Consider the following 20,836-nt stretch of genomic DNA (forward strand, 5'->3'; position numbering starts at 1 on the left):
AGCTTCGGGTTTCACCGGGCGCCATCGTCGCCCGGTGAAACGGCTATTCCTCATGGTGCGGATGCTGATGTGCTGAACTACGCTTTGCGGCGGCTCCTGATGTTGCCCGTCGTTCTCATCGCCCTGTCGCTGATGCTTTTCGCGCTGCAGATGTCGCTGTCGCCGACACAGCGCCTGGCGGCGTACGCGCCGTCCCCGGACTTCCTCAAGGGCGGCCAGGACAGCATTCGCAGGATGATCGAGCAGTATGGGCTGAACGATCCCTTCTACATTCAATACGGACGCTGGATCGGCAACATCCTGACGGGCAATCTGGGCTGGTCCGAGACCGCGCGCCAGCCTGTTGCCCACGCGCTGGCTTCCCTGCTGCCCGCGACGTTGGAACTGGTCCTGCTGGCGTTCATTCCTGGCTTTCTGCTCGCCATCTACCTGGGTTCGCGGGCCGGCATCCATCTCAACCGTTGGCCGGACCATGTGATCCGCATCTTCACCATCCTGGGCTGGTCGTTCCCGGTCTATGTCTTCGGACTGCTGATGCTGCTGATCTTCTACTCCGCGCTTGACTGGTTCCCGCCCGGGCGCCTCAGCCAGTGGGCCCAGGCCGCCGTCACCTCGCCCGGCTTCACCCGCTACACCGGCGCGAACACGATCGACGCGCTGCTCAACGGCAATCTGGCCATTTTCTGGGATACGCTCAGGCATCTCGCTGCCCCCGTCATCACCCTGACCTACGTCAATCTTGCCAACATGACGCGTGTCATGCGCACGTCGATGCTGGAAACGCTGCGCCAGGACTATGTCCGCACGGCACGCGCGAAGGGCATGTCCCGGCGCGTGGTGGAACTGCATCATGCCAGGCGCAACGCGTTGCTTCCGGTCACGACGATCGCCGGAATGGAGCTGGCCGCCATGATGGGCGGCGTCGTCATCACCGAAACCATCTTCGACTATGCCGGCCTCGGCCAGTTCGCGGCCAAGACTGCCGCCAATCTGGATTTTCCGGCGGTGCTGGGCTTCGGCCTCTACTTCGCGGTCGTTCTCGTGGTGCTGAACCTGGCCGTCGACCTGATCTATCCGCTGCTCGATCCGAGGGTGAAGAGGCGATGAGAGCCCTTGGCTATCTGAAGCGTAACCCGATCTCGCTGGTTGGCGTGCTGCTGTTGCTGGCATTCGTGCTGATCGCGATTTTCGCGCCTGTGCTCGCACCGCCGCAGGAATTCCAGATGTCGGTCTACGACACGCCGAGAGCGGGCTTCCTGGCAACGCCGCAACCGCCGTCGCCCGAGGCGATCTTCGGAACCACCGAAGGCCAGTACGACATCTACTACGCCGTGATCTGGGGCACCCGCACGGCCTTCAAGATCGGCCTCGGCGTCGTCGCCATCTCCGTGCTGATCGGCACGATCATCGGATCGCTCGCGGCCTTTTACGGCGGCGTCGTGGACGAAGTGCTGATGCGTATCGTCGACGTCTTCATGGCGGTTCCCTTCCTCATCGCCGCCATGGTGCTGACTGCCCTGCTCGGCAAGGGGCTCGGGCCGATAACCGTGGCGCTGACGACTTTCGGATGGATGGGTTATGCGCGTGTGGTGCGCAGTGAAATCCTGCGGATCCGCGAGATGGATTTCGTCAATGCGGCGAGAAGCTACGGCGCCGGCGATTTCCGGCTGATCGTGTTCCACATCCTGCCCAACGCGTTCTTCCCCGTGCTGGTTCTGGCTACCATGGCCACGGGTTCGATGGTGCTCACCGCGTCCGCCCTGAGCTTCCTCGGAGTGGGCACGGAGGAAGGCTACGCCGACTGGGGGCAGTTCATCGCCTATGCGCGCAACTGGATCGTCGGCCAGCCCGGCAACCCGTTCCAGTACTGGTACACGCTTGCCTTCCCGGGAGCCGCGATCTTCCTGTTCGTGCTGGCGTGGAACCTCGTCGGCGACGCTTTGCGCGACATTCTCGATCCCCGTCATACAAATTGAAATCAGGGAGTATCCCCGTGTCTTCGCTTTCCCCCCACGCCATCGAGCTTCTTGAAGACCTTATCCGCCACGAGGTGGAGGACAAGGCGATCCCGTCGATCTCCTATGCCCTGGTCGACAGGGACGGCCTCATGACGCACGGCCACATACAGCGGCACGATCGCCATTTCGACATGAAGGACGACACCTGTTTCCGCATCGGCTCGATCACAAAGACCTTCACGTCGGTTGCCATCATGCAACTCGTGGAGAAGGGGCTGGTCGACCTTGATGTCGATGTCTCGGAGTATCTGCCCGGTTTTCACCCGGTCAATCCGTTCGCCGGGCGTGAAAGCGGACCCCACGGCTCGCAGATCAGCCTGGCCAAGCTCATGAGCCACACCGCCGGGATCGTGCGCGAACCCAAGAGCGGACACTATCTGGATTCACACAAGCCGCCGCTGGCCGACACCGTCGCCGAGCTTGCCACATCCACGCTGAAGCAGGATCCCAGCGCCGGCATCATGCATTATTCCAATGCCGGCATCGCCGTGGTCGGCATGGTGATCGAGCGGGTGACGCGAAAGAGCTACGCCGATTACATCACCGAAAACATTCTGAAGCCGCTGGGCATGAACGACACGTCGTCAGGCATGGCCCCCGGCATCCGCGAAAGGCTGGCGCCGGCCGACATGTGGACGTTGGACGGGGATAGCCCCGCGCCGGTGTTCAACCTGGGCGGATCGCCCGCCGGCAACATATTCTCCACCACTTCCGATATGGCCAACTATACGCGGTGCCTGCTGCGGGGCGGCTTCGCGCCCAACGGCGATGCCATCGTCAGCCCCGCATCGCTGCGCAAGATGTGGACCCCGATCGGCAAGCGCCCCGAAGGCCACAACAAGGACCTCAACGGGTATGGGCTGTGCTTCGGCGTCGGCGACATGGACGGGTGGACCTCCGTCGGCCATGGCGGCGCGGTTTATGGCTATGCGTCGCAGATGATGCTCCTGCCGAGGGCCGGCTTCGGCGTCCTGATCTTCGCCACGCTTGATTTCGCCAATCAGATAGCCTCCCGGCTGGCGGGCGATGGCTTGCGCATCGCCCTCGCAGATTGCGGCATGGGACGCATGCCGCTTCGCGGCCAGGCCCCGCCGCCCATCACCGAAGACCAGTTCGCAAGCCTGCCCGGCCTCTATCGTCACGAGGCGGGCGGCGAGGTCGTCGAGGTGAAGAACAAGGACGGCAAGCTCTACCTGATGGGGGAGGGCGTGCCGCTGCAGATCCGCCCGGTCTCGGGCAATTACTTCGTCATCGACGGACGCATCTACGGTCGCGGCGCCGACTATGCGCACATGAATCTCTCCTTCTCGAAGGCCAACCAGCTAGACTGGAAAGGGGCGACCTGGTCACGTGTCGATAGTCTGCCGGTCGAGAAGGTGCCGCCGGAGATCGCGCCGCACCTGGGCGAATACGGGCCGGACTTCAACATCACCTATCTGACCTACAGCCATGGCCAGCTGAAATGCCTGATCGAGTATTTCTGCACCCATAGCTGCGAGCCGGTGGATGCCGGCCGGTTCCGCATGCACGGGCTGCTCTACGAGGAGGAGATTCTCGAGCTGGGTGCCATCGACGACAATGGACGCCGCGGCATCCGCGTCGGCCCCATGTTTCTGGAGCGCCGGCAGGCCGAAATGGCGGCCTAAGACGCCCGGGCAGCCATCGCCGCGCGGGCCGCGTCAACCGCACGGGCCCGGACGCCATTCAAGCCGCGTGCGCGGCGACTTTCTATGAAATCGAAAGGCAAGCACATGAAAGTCTTTATCAGCGCCGACATCGAAGGCACGGCCGGCATCACCAACTGGGACGAGGCGCGCAAGGGCAATCCCGACTATGCCGAGTTCCGGGAATACATGACCGACGAACTGGTCGCGGCCTGCGAAGGCGCCAAGGCGGCGGGCGCGACCGAAATCGTCGTCAAGGACGCCCATTCGACGGCGCGCAACCTGATCCTGTCCAAGCTTCCAGCCTATGTCAGCATCGTGCGCGGCTGGAGCGGCCATCCGGATGCGATGATGTTCGGCATCGATGACACCTTCGATGCCGCTCTCTATACCGGCTACCACAACAAGGCCGGCACCGACACGAATCCGCTGGCACACACGCTGACCGGCACCGTGTCCAGGATGCTGATCAATGGGGAGGTGGCATCCGAATATACGCTGAACGCGCACTGCGCTGCCCGTTACGGCGTGCCATCGGTCTTTCTGTCTGGCGATGCCGGCATGTGCGGCGAGGCGAAGGCACTGGTGCCCGAGATCGCAACCGTTGCAACCAGCGAGGGGTTCGGGCCGGCGACGTCGTCGCTCTCGCCGCAAGGCTCGGTCAAGGCCATACGCGAGACGGTGGAAGCCTCGCTTTCGCGCGATCTGTCGAAATGTCGGCTGAGACTGGCCGACCGGTTCGAACTCATCGTGGAATATACCACCCCGATCGAAGCCTACAGGGGAAGCTGGTATCCGGGCATGGAGCATCCCGCCCCGCGCACGCTTCGTTTCGAGGCGGACAATTTCTTCGACATTCAGCGCGCGATACGGTTTGTCGTCTGACCATTGAGCGGAATAGGCGCGGCCCGTCCGATCCGTGGCGGGCCGCCCCGGCAAATACTTGCCCCGATAGAGCCGCCGCAACCGCGCTGCGACCGTTCTACGTCGGTGGGTTGGTCAGAAATAGGTCTTCAGCGCGCCGACGATGTCATACTCATCGTTGACCAGAAACAGAATCTGCCATTTGTCGAAGGTCGTGCAGGGATGCGACACGCCGAGTCCGACACGATCCCCGACCTTGACCGAAACCGCCTCCGGAAAGCGCATGTAGGCGTGCTGGTCGTTGCTGGCGAAAATCGCACAGCCCGTCAGCGTTTCGGGCAAACCGTCGCCGCGCGAAATGAGCAGCGGTACCGGCAGTCCGGAGTCGGTTCCAAAGTCTCGCTTGCCGGCGGTCAGGATCGCCAGGCCGGGTTCCGGGCAGGACTGCACATGGGTCCAGACCTCCAGCGCGTTGATCAGCCCCTCATTCTCGCCGGTCGCGGCAAGGATGCGCTTCTGCTCTGCCTGATAGACACCGCTGTCATGGCTGACATAGCAGCCGCTGCGCGTCATGACCTGCGCGCCGCTGCCGGCGAGGCGATCGAGGACGATGTCGTAGAACGACGAACCGCCGGCCGTCACGATCGGTGGCGCGCGCTCGAACAGGTTTTCGCCGGCGCATGCTTCGTAGAGCGCGCCGATCTCGTCGACGAAATCCGCGACCGCCTGTGCCGGGCCGCCGTCCTTCGGCTTGATCAGTCCCTCGAAAGCCTCGACGCCGCAGAGCCGCAGTTGCGGCGCCGCATGCGCGGCACGCGCCACCTCGAGCGCCGCATCGTTGTCGCGGCAACCGGTGCGGCCGCCCGGATAGCCGCGCTCGACCAGCACCTGGATCGGCCGCGAGGCCGTTCCGGAGCGGTCGACCGCCTCGCTCGCCAGCCGCACGGCATCGAGGCTGTCGATCAGCATGTAGAAGTCGAGGCCGGGCGAAGCGTTCAACTCGGCGACCAGGGCGTCCAGTTCCAACCGTCCGACAAGCTGGTTGGCGAGCACGATGCGATCGATGCCGAACCGACGGCAAACCTTCATCTGGTGCAGCGTGGCGACGGTCACGCCCCAGGCTCCGTCGCGCAATTGCCTCTGCATGATCTGAGGGCACATCGTCGTCTTGACATGCGGCGCGATGACCGCGTTGCGCTTGGCGAGGAAACGTTGCATCCATCGCGAATTGTGGTCGAGCGCGGACTCCCTGATGACCGCTGCCGGCAGCGGCACATCTCCGCGCAGGAGGTTCCAGCCCATCGAACCGACATCATGAAGACGGACCGCAACGCCTGGCGGAATGGCCTTGGTGGTTTCGTCCAGCACCAGATCGTCGAGCGGGTGAAGATGCATGTGAATTTCCGATTCTGTGCCACCCGCCGGATGCCGCGTGAACGCGGTCTGGCGCAGCTCTTTACATGGTCCAGGCGCTTGCGGAAATCATATAATAGTTTGATGATGAGAAAAGATTTTTCTTAAACGAAAATTGGGTTGAGGACGAAGGAATGCGCATTTTCATAGCGGGCATGGACACCGAGACCAACACGTTCGCGCCCATCCCGACCGGCTACCGCAGTTTCGAGGAAATGGGCATTGCGCGGGGCGACGCCACCTCGAAGGCATTGAACGAGCCGTCCTGCCAGCTGTTCGTGTGGCGTCAGCGCGGCGAGGCCGACGGCCACGAGATCGTGGAAAGCCTGTGCGTCTGCGCCGAGCCCGGAGGCATAACCATCCGCAATGTCTACGAGCAGTTCCGCGACGAGATCCTCGACGAGCTCAAGGCCGCCATGCCGGTCGACTGCGTGCTTCTGGCGCTGCATGGCGCTTTCGTCGCGGAAGGCTATGACGATACCGAGGGTGACCTTCTCGCGCATGTCAGGGCTGTCGTCGGGCCCGACATCCCGATCGGGGCAGAGCTCGATCTGCACTGCCACACAACCCAGAAGATGGTCGACAACGCCACAGCTATCGTGGCCTACAAGGAATATCCGCACACCGATATCATGGACCGTGCCGGCGAGCTCTACCGCATTGTCGTCGACACGGTGGAGGGCAGGGTCAGGCCGGTGATGGCGCTTTACGACTGCCGCATGATCAGCACCTTCCGGGTGCAGGAGCAGCCGATGCGCGGCTTCGTCGATGGCATGATCGCCGCCGAGGCCGAGCCTGGCATACTATCAGTCTCGCTCGGACATGGTTTTCCGCATGGCGACGTCGAGGATGTCGGAGCCCGCATGCTGGTCGTCACCAACGATGACAAGTCGCTTGCCGAGCGCACAGCCGAAAGGTTCGGCAAGCAGCTTTTCGCATTGCGCAACGACCTGATCCCGAAATTCCTCGGCATCGACGAGGCGCTCGATATCGCGCTCGCCGAGCCGCAAGGGCCGATCGTCATCGCGGATGTTTCGGACAATGCCGGCGGCGGCGCGCCGGGGGACTCCACCTACATCCTGCGCCGGCTGACAGAGCGCGGCATCGGGAACGTGGCCAGCGCCATGTACTGGGACCCGATCGCCTATCGCTTCTGCGTCGAGGCCGGGGTCGGCGGTACCATAAACCTGCGGGTCGGCGGCAAGTGTGGCGTGTTCTCGGGTATGCCTGTCGATCTGCGCGTTACGGTAAAAGGCCTCGGTCGCGAGCTGACGCAGCTGTTCGGCACCATGCCATGGCCGCTCGGGGATGCGGCATGGGTTACCACGGACGGCGGCATCGACCTGATCATCAACACGGTACGCACGCAGGTCTTCCATCCCGACTGCATGACCGCGCTCGGTCTCAATCCAAGCGAGCGGCGCATCGTCATCGTCAAATCCAATTACCATTTCCAGGCTGGTTTCGCACCGATCGCCAAGCGCATCCTGTTCTGCGCCCCGCCCGGTGCGACGCAGCCCAACTTCGCCGCGATCCCCTACACGAAGCTCAAGACGCCCTATTGGCCGAAAGTGGAAGATCCATTCGCGGCCGACGCGGCTTAGAGCGGTTCAGCGTTTGAAAGAATCGCCCGACCCGCTCTAGCTTCTTGTTTTTACGCAATTCCCAAGGGGAAGCGCCACGCGCTTCTCCCGGGAAGACCGCTACGCACTTTTCCTGGAATTGCTCTAAGCAATCGCATCATTCGGGGAGGAAAATACCGGTCGCGGCGCCGTGCGCGGCACCGCCGTATCGGTTGCGCGCGTGACCAGATGACAGCGGACTGTTCGCAATCCGTCGGCGGGTGCCAAAACCTGCGGCAGTTCGCAGCCGGTCGTCGCGGAAGGGCAGCGCTCGCGGAAGAAGCAGCCGGTCGGCAGTGTTCGGTTGCTCGGCAATTCGCCGGCGCGCGGTGCGATCGAGGTCAGTGGACGATCGAAACTCGGAACGGCATCGAGGAGCGTCTTGGTATAGGGATGCCTGGGAGCGTCAAGCACGTCGAGCGTCGGGCCTTCCTCGACGATCTGGCCGAGATACATGACGGCGACACGATCGGCCACGTGGCGCACCAGCGACACGTCATGCGAGATAAGCACGTAGGATAGCTTGCGCTCCGCCTGCAGCGACAGCAGCAGATTGACGATCTGCGCCTGTACCGACACGTCCAACGCCGAGGTCGGCTCATCGAGGACCAGCAGCGCCGGTTCAACGGCGAGTGCCCTGGCAATCGCGATGCGCTGGCGCTGGCCGCCCGAGAACTCGTGCGGATAGCGATCGACGTGTTCCGGCCGCAAGCCGACCGAGACGGCCAGTTCGGTTGCGCGCCCGATCAGTTGTTTGCGGGTATAGCCGCCGCGAATGTGCAGAGGTTCGGTGATCAGGCGCCAGACCGGAAGACGCGGATCGAGCGACGATTGGGGATCCTGGAAGATGATCTGCAATTGGGTGCGCCGTGCGCGGTCCCGTTCGGTTCCCCTGAGTTTGATGGCACCGGCGGAAATGTCGGTCAGGCCGAGGATCGCCTGCCCAAGCGTGGTTTTTCCGCAGCCGGATTCCCCGACAATGCCGACCGTCTCGCCTTCGGCCACGCTGAACGACACGCCGTTGACGGCATGGACGTCGGCGCCGCCGAACCAGCCCGAGGTGACACGGTAGCGGACTTCCAGGTCTTCGACGGAGAGGAGCGGAGGCTTGGTCACGCGGCTTGCGTCTCCTCGATACGGCGCCAGCAGGCGGCGCGGCGGGCCGGCTCCATGGCAGCCAGCGGTGGCACCGACACGCAACGATCATTCGCCTCGCGGCAGCGCGCTCGAAAGAGGCAGCCGGCAGGCGGATCAAGCAGGTCGGGCAAGGTGCCGGGGATCTGTTCCAGCGGCTGCTTGGGTGGTGCCAGCCCCGGCAGACAGCGTATCAAGGCGCGCGTGTAGGGATGGGCTGGCGCTGCCAGCACCGACGCGGTCGTTCCGGCTTCCGCGACCCGTCCCGCGTAGAGCACGTAGAGCCGGTCGCAAAGCTGCGACACCACGGCCATGTCATGCGATATGAAAACAACGGCCGTTCCCGTGCTCATCGCCTTGTGTTTGATGAGGCCCAGGATCAGCGCCTGCACCGTCACGTCGAGTGCCGTGGTCGGCTCGTCGGCAATTATGAGCTTGGGTTCGCAGGAGAAGGCCATGGCGATCAGCACGCGCTGTCGCATGCCTCCGGAAAGCTCGAACGGATAGGCCTGCATGATCCGCTCCGGCTCGCTGATCAGCATGTCGCGCAGCAGCCCTGAGGCTTTGCTCGTCGCGGCCGCGTTGTCGAGACGCTGGTGGCGGCGGATGACTTCGACGATCTGCTCGCCGATCCGTCGGGTCGGGTTGAGGGCGTTCATCGGTTCCTGGAAGATGGTCGACACCAGCCGCCCGCGCACATGCTGGAGTTCACGCTCGCTGAGCGTCATCGGATCGTTGCCGAACAGACGGATGCCGCCGCCGGTAATGTGCGCGCTGCCCTTGGGCAAAAGCCGCGTCGCCGCCATCATGGTCACCGATTTGCCGCACCCGGATTCTCCCACGATGCCGACGATCTCGCCGGCACGGACATTGAGGCTGACCCCGTTCAGCGCCTTGATCGGCCCGCGATAGGTGCGGAACTCGAGCGAAAGGTCGGAGATTTCGAGCAGGACATCGCCGGACGGTTCGGTCATCGGCCACCCAGCCTGGGATCGAGCATGTCGCGCAATCCGTCGCCCAGCAGGTTGAAACCCATGGCGCTGATCAGAATGGCCAGGCCGGGAAATGTGACATACCACCATTGGTCGAGGAAATAGTTGCGCCCGCTCGACACCATGGAGCCCCATTCAGACGTCGGCGGCTGGGCGCCGAGGCCGATGAAGCTCAAAGCCGCCGCCGTCAGGATGGTGCCACCAAGATCCAGGGTCGCCTGAACGATGATGGGCGACAGGGCGTTAGGCAGTATGTGCCAGCGCAGCATATAGGCGGGCGAAGCCCCGAAGCTGCGCGATGCCTTCACATAGGTGCGGTTGCGCAGCGACAGCGTCTGCCCGCGCGCCAGTCGCACATAGGCGGGCACCCGCACCACGGCGACGGCCAGCATGGCGTTGAACAGGCTCGGTCCCAACGCCGCGGCCAGCGCCATGGCGAGGATGAGTGCCGGCAGCGCCAGGAAGACATCCATCAGCCGCATGATCGCGGTGTCGACGATGCCGCCGACAACGCCGGACAGGCAGCCGATGATCGAGCCGATGAAGGTCGAGATGATGACGATGGCAAAGGCGATGCCGCAGGACGCGCGCGCGCCGAACAGCACCCGCGAAAACAGGTCGCGCCCGACCTCATCGGTGCCGAAGAGGTGCTGCGGGCTGGGCGCGGCAAGCCTTGCTGCAAGTGAGATCTTGTCGGGCGGGTAGGGCGCCAGCAGGGGCGCGGCCATGATCACAAACAGCACCGCCAGCGCGATCGCGGCGCCGACCAGAGTGAGAGGACTTTCCTTCACGCGATACCACAACCGTCCCGCGCGAAGCCGCGCAGCCGGCCGGGGCGATGTGACGATGCCATCCGCCGCCATCAGCCGAGTTCCCTGATCTGTGGGTCGAGCACCATATAGGTCAGATCGACCGCGAGATTGATCAGCACGTACCCCAACGAAGCGACGATGGTGAAACCCATGATCGCGGGAAAATCGAGCGTCTGGATCGATGACACCACATAACTCCCCATGCCTGGCCAGGCGAAGATCGTTTCGGTCAGCACCGCGCCGTAGAGCAGATCACCGAAGGCGAGGCCAAGCAGCGTCACCGACGGGATCAGGGCATTGGGCAAGGCGTGCCGCAGGATGACCGCCGATCGCGACAAACCATTCGCACGCGCGGTGCGCACATAATCCTCCTGCAGGACATCCAGCATCGAGGCCCGAATCTGGCGCGTGATGATGCCGAGATTGGCGAAGGCGAGGACAAAGGCCGGCAGGATGAGGTGATAGAGCGACGACCAGAAGGCTTTCAGGTCGCCGGCGACCAGCGAGTCGACCAGGAAGAAGCCGGTGATGCGCGGCGGCGCGGCGATGCCAAGCGTGATGCGGCCGCTGCCCGGCAGGATCGGTATCTTGACGTAGAACAGGAGGATGAGCGCCAGCCCGAACCAGAATACCGGCATTGAAATGCCGGCAACCGACACGACACGCGCCGCCTGGTCGACCGGTCCGTCCTTGTAGATTGCCGAAAGCACACCGAGCGGCACGCCAATCATGATCGCCGTCACCAGCGCGGCGATGCCGAGCTCGAGCGTGGCGGGCAGGAACAGGGCAATATCGCCGGCCACCGGGCGCCGTGTCCGCAAGGACTGGCCGAGATCGCCCGACAGGAGTTGCTTGACGTATATGACAAACTGCTGGGTGACGGGCTTGTCCAGACCAAGCTCCTGGCGCACATGCGCCAACGTCTCGGCTGAAGCCTTGTCACCGGCGATCAACTGAGCCGGATCGCCGGGGATCAAATGCGAAATCGTGAAGGTGATGACCGCGACGCCAGCCACCACGAAGACCAGCAAGACGAGGCGCCGAAGGATTGTTGAAATAAGCGACATGCCTTCGGCGCCGATTTCTATTCGGACTTAGACATATCGGCGATGTTGTAGACCTGGATCAGCATCGGATTGTAGACGTACCCCTTCACCGAGGATCGCATGGCGAAGATGTCGTTCTTCTGGAACAGAAGGACGTATGGTGCATCCTCGTTGGTGATCTTCTGCGCGTCGATATAGAGCTGCTCACGCTTCTTCTGGTCGACGGTCGCGAGCGCCTGGGTGATCAAATCTGTCACTTTCGGGTTTTCATAGAAGGCCCGGTTACCGGGGGCTCCCATCTTGGTGGGGTCGAACCAGATGTTCATGAACATGAACGGATCGGCGAAATCGGGCGTCCACGCGCCCGTCGCGATGTCGTAGTCGCCCTTGGCGACCAGCTCGCGCTTGGTCGTGTCGGCGACATTCTTCATATCCATCGTGACGCCGATTTCGGCGAGCGAGGCCTGCAGCGCAAGACCCACCGGCTCCCAGGCGGAGTCGGCCTGCGAATAGGTGAAGCTGATGTGCAGATTGGAAACACCGGCGTCGGCAAGCAGCTGCTTGGCCTTCTCCAGATCGTAGCTGTACTGCATGCCCTGCGGGTCATGGCCCCACATGCCGTCCGGGACAGCCCCGCGCATCTGTTCGGCCTGGCCCTGCATGACGCCATCGACCAGCCCCTTGTAGTCGGCCGCATAGGATATGGCCTGACGGACCTTCGGATTGTCGAAGGGCGCTTTCTTGTTGTTCAAATAGAGATAGACGACATAGAGGCTGGGATTGCTCTCGATGACCACCCCCGCGCTTGATTTCATGGCCTCGGCCTGGTCGACCGGAACCTGGTCGATCAGGTCTGCGTCCCCGTTCTCCAGTTGCAGGCGACGCGATGACATCTCGCGTACGATCTTGAAGATGACCTGCTTGAAAGCCGGCGCCTTGCCGGCATAGTGGGGATTGGGATCGAGCGTGATCTGCTGGTTGCGCTCCCAGCCCGAGATTTTGAAAGCGCCGCTGCCGGCGCTGTGCTCGGCGAGCCAGGCCTTCGCGTCGTCGCCGTTGACCGCGTGCTCTTGCGCCTTGGGATTGACGATCGATCCGGCCGAAGTGGCGAGCGCCGACAGGAACGGCGCAAACGGCGCCGACAATTCGAATTTCACGGTCTGCGGGTCGACAATGACGACATCCTTGATGGTCGGGAACATGTCGCCCGGGCCAGCCGCCAGCTTTTTTACGCGGTCGAATGAATATTTGACCGCTGCAGCATCGACCGGCGAACCATCGTCGAACATGTGTCCCGACGCCAGCTTGAAAGTCCAGCTGAGGTTGTCGGGCGCAGTGGTCCAGCTCTCGGCAAGCTCCGGAATCACCTCGGTCTTGGCGCCGTCATATTTCACCAGACGCTCGTAGGCCGGAAAGATCAGCGTATAGCCGTTGTTGCTGACCTCGACGCCGGGGTCGGCCGTGGGCGGGTCCTCGGCCTTGGCGATGACCAGGACATCCTTGTCGGTGGCCCAGCTCGGCGCCGCAAAGGTCAAGGCTGTCAAAGCGGCAAATGCCGCAAAAGTCGGCAGGCGACGTAACAACATGATGCGCTCCCCTCGAGCTTGTGTTTTGCATCTCTCACGGGATGACCGAGGGATGCCTTTCGCCCACGCTAACACCCGCATTTCGGATGGCAAGCCGATTTTTCTGATAGGAAAGATATTTTTCTAATTAGCCAAGTGTCATTTCCGTGTCGGCAGTCTCGCGCTCGTCATGAGGACGCACGCTTTTGGCGCCGTTGATGATAGTCTGCTCCGACTGGCCGGATGCCGACGTGCACACGCACAGGATCCGGGCCGGCATGTCGCCGACGCTGACATAGGCGTGTCCCATCGTGCTTTCGAAGTAGACCGACTCTCCTGTTTTCAGCCTCAGCGTCTCGTAGACGTCGGTGTGCAGCTCGACTTCGCCTTCGAGAACATAAGTGAACTCCTGTCCGGGATGACGGATGAGCTCGCCGAACGTTTCGATGCTTTGCTGGGTAATTGACCCCAGCATGGGGATCATTTCCTTGCGCGACAGTTCCGTGCATAGAAAGCGGTAGACATAGTTGGGGGTCTCGACGATCCGCCCGTCCTCAAGCCGGCTGACGGCACGCGCGCCGTGCGCGATGGGGGAGGCGCTGGCCTTTCTCGCGCCGAAGAGCTCGGTTATGTCGACCTTGAGCCCTTGGGCAAGCTGCAGCAGCTTGTCGTAGGTCAGCGACATCTGGTTGTTCTCGACCTTCGACAGGGTGGAGATGGCGAGCCCCGACATCTGGGCGACCTGCGTCAGCGTCCAGCCCCGCTCCCGGCGCAGCAGTTTGAGGCATTCTCCCAGGCTTGGCTTCGAATCGCTCATGGCGGACCCTTTTCGACATTGGCGGCAGTCTAGGGTTGGGACCGGACAAAGTCGACTCGCAAGCGGCGCCGCCTTTATCATAGGAAAGAGGTTTGACCGATCGGAAATATTCTGCTTGGTTGCCGGCGCTTGCAAGAGGGAGGCCATGCAGGACGTTCTTATCATCGGCGGCGGCATGGCTGGCGCCTCGGCGGCTTTCTTTCTTGCGGCTGGTCGACAGGTGACCGTGCTTGAAGCCGAAGCCCATTGCGGCATGCACACAACGGGACGGTCCGCCGCTCTCTTCATCGAGGGTTACGGGAACATCGCTATCCGCGCCTTTACGCGCGCCAGTCGGCGGTTCTTCCTCGAGCCGCCGTCCGGCTTCTGCGACGTACCCTTGCTGACACCTCGTGGCACAATGTCGATCGGCACGGCCGCGCAGAGGCCAAGGCTGGAGGCGCTGTTTGCCAAGAGGGTGGCGGAATCGGCAACAGCCATCGAATGGCTCGACCCCGACGCTTCCCGATCGGTCATTCCAATCCTGCGACCTGAATACGAGGCGAGCGCGTTTCTGGACCGTTCGGCGATGGACATCGATGTCGATACCCTTCACCAGGGCTTTCTGCGGGGCGCACGCCGCCAGGGCGCGCGGGTCGTCACCAATGCTCGGGTCGAGGCGATCGAGCGGGTTGGTGGCGCATGGACCGTGACGACCACGGCCGGCGTCTTCGAGGCGCCCGTCCTTGTCGACGCGGCGGGTGCATGGGCGGACCAGGTGGCCGCCATGGCAGGAGCCACGCCGCTTGGCCTGGTCCCGAAACGACGAACCGCAATGCTTGTCGAAACGCCACCCGGCATCAACGCCAAGGACTGGCCGGGCGTGATCGATGCCGACGAGATGTTCTATTTCAAACCATCCTCGGGAATGCTGTTGCTCTCACCAGCCGACGAGACGCCGAGCGAACCGTGTGATGCACAGCCCGAGGAGATCGATATCGCCATCGCAGTCGATCGCGTTCAACAGGCCGCCGCGCTGCCGGTAACGCATGTGTCGCGCAGTTGGGCGGGGCTGCGGTCGTTCTTTGCGGACAAGACGCCGGCGGTCGGTTGGGACCCCCATGTCGAGGGCTTCTTCTGGCTGGCAGGACAAGGCGGCTACGGCATCCAGACCGGACCCGCGCTCGGTCAACTGACCGCGGCCCTGGTGACCGGAAGCGACCTGCCCAAGCCATTTCTTGGCGAAGGCGTCGATCCCAGCCTGTTGTCGCCGGCCCGCTTTCATGGGCCACGACCGAGGTGAATGACTGTTGAGGCGCCCATGTTGCCGGACATGCGCGTGGCCTCGTCAGGACCGCCGGGCCCGGGCGATGCGCTGCGTGCTCCGGGTCGAGGCCACCCTTTCAGCTTTCCTTGCTTGAGGTCGCCCGCACCGGGAGTAATAGTCGCCATGCAATTCGCGAGGAGGACGAGATGACGGTGAATTTCGACCCGAGGGCGAAGGCCGCGACGCTCTACCACGGCGAATTCCGGCAGATGTTCATCGGCGGCCAGTGGGTCGCGGCGCAGTCCGGCGAGGTGATGCGGGCGCTCAACCCGGCGACCGGCGATGTGCTGGCGACCGTGCCGCGCGGCGGAGCCGCCGATGTCGACGCGGCGGTGGCGGCAGCGCGCGCGGCCTTCGAAGGGCCATGGTCGAACTTCTCGCCCTATGAGCGGCAATGCGTGTTGCTCAGGATCGCCGATCTGTTCGAGACTCATTGGGAAGAACTCAGCGTTTCCGACACGCTCGACATGGGACTGCCGATCACGCGCACGCTGGCCAACCGGCGCCGCGTCATCGGCATGCTGCGCTTCTATGCCGGCATGGCGACCGCTCTGCACGGCGAATCCATAGACAATTCCATTCCGGGCGAGATCGTCACCTTCACCCGGCGCGAACCGGCCGGCGTCGTCGGCGCGATCATCCCCTGGAATGCGCCCACCGCGGCCTCGATCTGGAAGATCGCGCCGGCGCTCGCCACGGGCTGCACCATCGTGCTGAAACCCTCGGAGGAAGCATCGCTGACGCCGCTGCTGATCGCGCGGCTGATGCAGGAAGCGGGCGTGCCCGACGGCGTCGTCAACATCGTCACCGGAACCGGCGCCGAAGCGGGCGCGCGGCTTGCCGAGCATCCCGACGTCAACAAGATCGTCTTCACCGGCTCGACGCTTACCGGCCAGGCGATCGCGCGGGCGGGCGTCACCAATCTCAAGCGCGTCTCGCTCGAGCTTGGCGGCAAGTCACCGATCATCGTCTGCCGCGACGCCGATATCGACAAGGCTGTTCCGATCGCGGCCATGGCGGTGTTCGTGCATTCGGGCCAGATCTGCATTGCCGGCTCGCGCCTGTTCGTGGCGCGCGAGATCCATGACGAGTTCGTGCGCCGGGTCGCCGAGTTCGCCGGCAGGCTGCGCGTCGGCCACGGCATCGAGGCGGAAACCGAAATCGGGCCGCTGATCAATGCCAGGCAGGCCGGCAAGGTGGAGGGCTACATCAAGGCCGGCAACGACGAGGGCGCCGAACTGGTCGCCGGCGGCGCGCGGCTGACGGGCGCGCTCTATGACGGTGGCAACTTCATCGCGCCGACCGTCTTCGGCGCGGTGTCGGACACCATGACCATCGCGCGCGAAGAGATCTTCGGGCCGGTCATTTCGGCCATGCCGTTCGATACGCTGGACGAGGCCGTCGCGCGCGCCAATGCGACGCCCTACGGGCTGGCCGCCGGCATCTTCACCAGCCATCTCGGTACCGCGCACAAGCTCGCCCGCCGCATCAAGGCGGGCTCGGTGTGGGTCAACATGTACCATGCCATCGACCCCGCCGTGCCGTTCGGCGGCATGAAGATGTCCGGCTATGGCCGCGAGGGCGGCATCGAGCATCTGCATGAGTATCTGGAGACCAAGTCGGTCTGGATCCAGACCGACTAGCTGTGCTGATATTCAGGTGCTGGCAAGGCCCGCGTTCAGGAACTTTTCGTCATCTGAGGATTTGGATATAAGATGAACACCGAACAGAAGGGTGTTTTGCGATGACGACCAAACGGCTGGCGATCTGTGTTCTTGCCCTCGCAATAGGCTGCTGCATGTCTTCCACGGCATTCGCCGGGGCCAAGCACCGCCACCACCAACAGGGCGAACAGGAACGCTATGTTCCGGCCAATGACGATCTCATCGATTTCCTGTTCGGCGGCCCGCGCTATTATGACCAGCAGTTGATCACGACGGCCGCGGGGGCCTGCTCCTACCAGCGGACAGGGCCGGACGGGTTTGCGATAAACAAGATCAACGATCACCACTGCGGGAAGTAGACGGCTGGCGCCTACGACGCTCGCATCAACTTGCCGTAGCGCTTGATCAGCCGGTCGCGCTTGAGGCGCGTCAGCCTGTGCGTCCAGAACAGCCCGTCGAGCTGGTCGATCTCATGCTGATGGCAAACCGCCAGCAGACCCTCGGCATCCTCGAACCGCTCATTGCCATCCAGATCCTGATAGCGGACGCGTATGCGGGCGTGCCGCTCGATGTCCTCGGTGACGCCGGGCATGGAAACGCTGCCTTCCGTGTGACGGACCATCTCGATCGAGGCCTGGATGACGGATGGATTTGCATAGATTCCCGGCTTTGCCGCGGAAGGAAGCTGGATCACGACCAGGCGTTTCAAGATGCCGACATGCGGGCCGGTAATGCCTATCCCTGGCGCCGCGTGCATGGTGTCGATGAGATCGCCGGCCAAACCGTGCAGGTCGCCGTCGAACAGCTCTACGGGCTCGGCCACGGCACGGAGGAGGGGATTGGGGAATTTTATGATCGACCGAACCGCCATGGACCTCGTCCTATCCGCCAATCATCTTCGTCTGGTGGGGCCGTGCGACCGGCGAATACCGGCATAGCACGGACGCCATCACGGCTCCGCCAGGTCCGCACGGATTTCGGCATCGTGTTCGCCGCGCGCCGGGCATTTGGGCGGCGTCCACCGCGCGCTGGAAAAGCGCGGTGCCGCAGCCGCTTGAAGCGCGCCGTCCACCGCCTGCCATGTACCGCGCGCGGCCATATGCGGATGCAGGGCGGATTCATGCGGGCCCAGCACCGGGCCGACGCAGGCGTCGGACCCTTCGAACAGGCTGATCCATTCGTCACGGGGTTTCGCGGCAAAGATCGCCGCCAGCCGGTCGCCGAGCTCCGGCCAGAGCTCGCGATCGAACTGCCGGGCGAAGTTTGGATCGGCGGCGAGGCCAAGCCTGTCGAGGAAGAGCGCGTAGAATTTCGGCTCGATGCACTGGACGCTGATGAAGCTACCCTCCGACGTGCGGTAGACGCGGCACCAATGCGGCCCATCCAGCAGGCTTTGACCGCGCTCCGTTGCGAGCGCGCCGGACTGGCCGAGCGACATCAACAGGTTCATCATATGGGCCGAGCCGTCGACGATCGCGGCGTCGACCACGGTGCCTTTACCTCTGGTGCGCGCGTTGATGATGCCAGCCAGCATGCCGACCACCAGATAGAGCGCGCCGCCGCCTATGTCGCCGACAAGCGTCGGCGGCGCCATGGGCGGCTCGCCGGGCAAGGAGGCGTACCAGAGCGCGCCCGACAGGCCGATATAGTTCATGTCGTGCCCGGCGGTGGCGGCCAGCGGTCCGACCTGGCCCCAGCCGGTCATGCGGCCGTAGACCAGGCGCGGGTTGACCGTGAGGCAGGCATCCGGGCCGAGCCCAAGACGCTCCATCACGCCGGGCCGGAACCCCTCGATCAGCCCGTCGGCGGTGGCGATGAGGCGCATCAGCACGGCCACGTCCCCGGCGTCCTTGAGGTCGAGCGCGATAGAGCGCTTGCCGCGATCGAGCAGCGAGCGCTCCGGCGCACCCGGCATGGACGCGTGCTTGCGGTGGACGACGATGACATCGGCGCCGAGATCGGCGAGCAGCATGCCGGCGAAGGGCGCCGGTCCCAGCGCCTCGATCTCGACGATGCGGATTCCCCTGAGCATCCCATCCTTCACAGCGGTCGGCCCTTTGGCACCTCGGTTATCGCGAACGTTTGGTATCGAGAGGGCGACGGTGTGTAACCCCGCTCTTTCGCCATTGAAGCATGTGCCGGCCGCATATACTTCAGGGCCATGAAAAAAATCGGTTTCCTGTCATTCGGGCATTGGACGCCCTCGTCGCAGTCGCAGGTGCGTTCGGCATCGGACGCGCTGCTGCAATCCATCGATCTCGCCGTCGCCGCCGAGCAGCTTGGCGCGGACGGCGCCTATTTCCGCGTGCATCACTTCGCCCGCCAGCTCGCCTCGCCATTCCCGCTGCTGGCTGCCGTCGGCGCCAAGACCAGCCGTATCGAGATCGGCACGGCGGTCATCGACATGCGCTACGAGAACCCGCTCTACATGGCCGAGGATGCGGGTGCGGCCGACATCATCGCCGGCGGACGTCTGCAGCTCGGCATCAGCCGCGGCTCGCCCGAACAGGTCATCGATGGCTGGCGCTATTTCGGCTACCAGCCGCAGGAAGGCCAGACCGACGCCGACATGGCGCGGCATCACGCCGAGGTCTTCCTCGACACGCTGCGCGGCGAGGGCTTTGGCCAGCCCAATCCACGGCCGATGTTCCCCAACCCGCCCGGCTTGCTTCGGCTCGAGCCGCATTCGGAGGGCCTGCGCGAGCGCATCTGGTGGGGCGCGGCCACCAACGCCACCTCGGAATGGGCGGCCAAGCTCGGCATGAATTTGCAGAGCTCGACGCTGAAATTCGACGAGAGCGGCAAGCCGTTCCATGTCCAGCAGGCCGAGCAGATCCGCGTCTATCGCGAGGCCTGGAAGACGGCCGGGCACAAGCGCGAACCGCGCGTCTCGGTCAGCCGCAGCATCTTCGCGCTGGTCGACGACCGCGACCGCGCCTATTTCGGCCGCGGCAATGAGAGCCGCGACCAGATCGGCTTCATCGAGGAGAATACGCGGGCGATCTTCGGCCGCAGCTATGCCGCCGAACCGGACGTGCTGATCAAGGAATTGGCGCAGGACGAGGCGATCGCCGAGGCCGACACGCTCCTGCTCACCGTGCCCAACCAGCTCGGCGTCGACTACAACGCCCATGTCCTCGAAGCGATCATGACCCATGTCGCGCCGGCGCTGGGGTGGCGCTGACGGCCGCTCCGTGTAACCATCCGCCATGGCGGATGGTTACACGGAGATTCACGGTATGGCGAAGAAGGCGTTGATTGCCTGGGGCGGCTGGGAAGGCCACACGCCTGAGCGCAGCGCCAATGTCGTGCGCGACATGCTGGAGCGCAACGGGTTCGCGGTGACGATCGGCCACGGCACGGCGATGTTCGCCGACCCGGACCTTGCCTCATTCGATCTCATCGTGCCTGTCATCACCATGTCGACGATCGAAAAGGCCGAGCTGAAGAACCTGACGCAGGCCGTTCGCCAAGGGAGCGGGCTCGGCGGCTTCCACGGCACGATGGGCGACAGCTTTCGCAATGAGCCCGACTATCAGTTCATGACCGGCGGCCAGTGGGTCGCGCACCCCGGCGACATCATCGACTATACCGTCGTCATCACCCGGCCGGACGATCCGATCACGAAAGGCGTCAGTGATTTCGCCTATAGGTCGGAGCAATATTACATGCATGTCGACCCGGGCAACGAAGTGCTGGCGACAACCACATTCACCGACGCGCATTTCCCGGGCATTGGCGGCGTCGTCATGCCGGTCGTCTGGAAGCGCCGGTATGGCGCGGGCAAGGTCTTTTACAGTTCGCTTGGTCACACCGCGGATGAGTTCGCGGTGCCGGAAATGGCGTTGATGGTCGAGCGCGGCTTGCTGTGGGCCGCGCGGGGGTAGCGGCAAAGGGGGGCGTGACAGAACTCGACGGT

Annotated in this window: 19 protein-coding genes; 10 read left to right on the forward strand and 9 right to left on the reverse strand. The window is 63.8% G+C overall.

Going from position 1 to position 20,836, the window contains the following annotated elements; genetic code table 11:
* Window positions 1–69: 69 nt before the first annotated feature.
* The 4 genes from EN850_RS13070 (at window position 70) to EN850_RS13085 (ending at window position 4,567) form a co-directional block, all read left to right on the forward strand.
* Window positions 70–1,107 (forward strand): ABC transporter permease, encoded by a 1,038-nt coding sequence (locus EN850_RS13070; protein WP_246689194.1) that lies wholly within the window; start codon window positions 70–72, stop codon window positions 1,105–1,107.
* A complete protein-coding gene (locus tag EN850_RS13075; RefSeq protein WP_136091435.1) occupies window positions 1,104–1,976 on the forward strand; it encodes an ABC transporter permease in 873 nt (290 codons plus the stop codon). Before EN850_RS13070 ends, EN850_RS13075 begins: the two co-directional genes overlap by 4 nt.
* 17 nt (window positions 1,977–1,993) lie before the next feature.
* Window positions 1,994–3,664 (forward strand): serine hydrolase domain-containing protein, encoded by a 1,671-nt coding sequence (locus tag EN850_RS13080; protein WP_136091436.1) that lies wholly within the window; start codon window positions 1,994–1,996, stop codon window positions 3,662–3,664.
* Between the two features lie 105 nt (window positions 3,665–3,769).
* Window positions 3,770–4,567 (forward strand): M55 family metallopeptidase, encoded by a 798-nt coding sequence (locus EN850_RS13085; RefSeq protein ID WP_136091437.1) that lies wholly within the window; start codon window positions 3,770–3,772, stop codon window positions 4,565–4,567.
* Window positions 4,568–4,681: 114 nt separating this feature from the next.
* Here the strand turns inward: EN850_RS13085 and EN850_RS13090 are convergent, their stop codons facing one another.
* The gene (locus EN850_RS13090; protein WP_136091438.1) at window positions 4,682–5,941 is read right to left on the reverse strand and encodes an amino acid deaminase; all 1,260 of its coding nucleotides are present in this window, start codon (window positions 5,939–5,941) and stop codon (window positions 4,682–4,684) included.
* A 152-nt stretch (window positions 5,942–6,093) separates the two neighbouring features.
* Here EN850_RS13090 and EN850_RS13095 point away from each other — a divergent pair, with 152 nt between their 5' ends.
* A complete protein-coding gene (locus EN850_RS13095) occupies window positions 6,094–7,563 on the forward strand; it encodes a M81 family metallopeptidase (RefSeq protein ID WP_136091439.1) in 1,470 nt (489 codons plus the stop codon).
* A gap of 123 nt (window positions 7,564–7,686) precedes the next feature.
* Here EN850_RS13095 and EN850_RS13100 read toward each other — a convergent pair whose 3' ends face one another.
* From EN850_RS13100 to EN850_RS13125, 6 genes are all read right to left on the reverse strand, one after another.
* Window positions 7,687–8,697: an ABC transporter ATP-binding protein gene (locus EN850_RS13100; protein ID WP_127870139.1), complete on the reverse strand. Its 1,011-nt coding sequence runs from the start codon at window positions 8,695–8,697 to the stop codon at window positions 7,687–7,689.
* Window positions 8,694–9,689 (reverse strand): ABC transporter ATP-binding protein, encoded by a 996-nt coding sequence (locus EN850_RS13105; RefSeq protein ID WP_127870140.1) that lies wholly within the window; start codon window positions 9,687–9,689, stop codon window positions 8,694–8,696. Before EN850_RS13105 ends, EN850_RS13100 begins: the two co-directional genes overlap by 4 nt.
* The gene (gene ddpC / locus EN850_RS13110; RefSeq protein WP_127277259.1) at window positions 9,686–10,570 is read right to left on the reverse strand and encodes a D,D-dipeptide ABC transporter permease; all 885 of its coding nucleotides are present in this window, start codon (window positions 10,568–10,570) and stop codon (window positions 9,686–9,688) included. The genes EN850_RS13105 and ddpC overlap by 4 nt, the downstream gene beginning before the upstream one ends.
* The gene (locus tag EN850_RS13115; RefSeq protein WP_127277257.1) at window positions 10,570–11,586 is read right to left on the reverse strand and encodes an ABC transporter permease; all 1,017 of its coding nucleotides are present in this window, start codon (window positions 11,584–11,586) and stop codon (window positions 10,570–10,572) included. Before EN850_RS13115 ends, ddpC begins: the two co-directional genes overlap by 1 nt.
* Before the next feature lie 17 nt (window positions 11,587–11,603).
* Window positions 11,604–13,151, reverse strand: a complete 1,548-nt coding sequence (locus EN850_RS13120) for an ABC transporter substrate-binding protein (RefSeq protein ID WP_127277255.1) — start codon at window positions 13,149–13,151, stop codon at window positions 11,604–11,606.
* A gap of 127 nt (window positions 13,152–13,278) precedes the next feature.
* On the reverse strand, window positions 13,279–13,947 hold the full coding sequence (locus EN850_RS13125) for an XRE family transcriptional regulator (protein WP_136091440.1): 669 nt from the start codon (window positions 13,945–13,947) through the stop codon (window positions 13,279–13,281).
* Window positions 13,948–14,092: 145 nt separating this feature from the next.
* Between EN850_RS13125 and EN850_RS13130 the strand changes: the two genes are divergently transcribed.
* The 3 genes from EN850_RS13130 (at window position 14,093) to EN850_RS13140 (ending at window position 17,276) form a co-directional block, all read left to right on the forward strand.
* Window positions 14,093–15,229: an FAD-binding oxidoreductase gene (locus EN850_RS13130; RefSeq protein ID WP_136091441.1), complete on the forward strand. Its 1,137-nt coding sequence runs from the start codon at window positions 14,093–14,095 to the stop codon at window positions 15,227–15,229.
* Window positions 15,230–15,399: 170 nt separating this feature from the next.
* Window positions 15,400–16,896, forward strand: coding sequence for an aldehyde dehydrogenase family protein (locus EN850_RS13135; protein WP_136091442.1), 1,497 nt, complete (start codon window positions 15,400–15,402; stop codon window positions 16,894–16,896).
* A 101-nt stretch (window positions 16,897–16,997) separates the two neighbouring features.
* Window positions 16,998–17,276, forward strand: coding sequence for a hypothetical protein (locus EN850_RS13140; protein WP_136091443.1), 279 nt, complete (start codon window positions 16,998–17,000; stop codon window positions 17,274–17,276).
* Between the two features lie 11 nt (window positions 17,277–17,287).
* Here the strand turns inward: EN850_RS13140 and EN850_RS13145 are convergent, their stop codons facing one another.
* Both EN850_RS13145 and EN850_RS13150 read right to left on the reverse strand, forming a co-directional pair.
* The gene (locus EN850_RS13145) at window positions 17,288–17,788 is read right to left on the reverse strand and encodes a peptide deformylase (RefSeq protein ID WP_127870145.1); all 501 of its coding nucleotides are present in this window, start codon (window positions 17,786–17,788) and stop codon (window positions 17,288–17,290) included.
* Between the two features lie 78 nt (window positions 17,789–17,866).
* Window positions 17,867–18,949, reverse strand: a complete 1,083-nt coding sequence (locus EN850_RS13150; protein WP_136091444.1) for a CaiB/BaiF CoA-transferase family protein — start codon at window positions 18,947–18,949, stop codon at window positions 17,867–17,869.
* 129 nt (window positions 18,950–19,078) lie between these two features.
* On the opposite strand from EN850_RS13150, the gene EN850_RS13155 reads away from it, so the two are divergent.
* Complete coding sequence (locus EN850_RS13155) at window positions 19,079–20,101, forward strand: LLM class flavin-dependent oxidoreductase (protein WP_135882466.1); 1,023 nt, start codon at window positions 19,079–19,081, stop codon at window positions 20,099–20,101.
* A 55-nt stretch (window positions 20,102–20,156) separates the two neighbouring features.
* Window positions 20,157–20,804: a ThuA domain-containing protein gene (locus EN850_RS13160; RefSeq protein WP_136091445.1), complete on the forward strand. Its 648-nt coding sequence runs from the start codon at window positions 20,157–20,159 to the stop codon at window positions 20,802–20,804.
* Window positions 20,805–20,836 lie beyond the last annotated feature (32 nt).

Origin of the sequence: Mesorhizobium sp. M8A.F.Ca.ET.207.01.1.1 (genome assembly GCF_004794715.1) — a bacterium.
GTDB lineage: Bacteria > Pseudomonadota > Alphaproteobacteria > Rhizobiales > Rhizobiaceae > Mesorhizobium.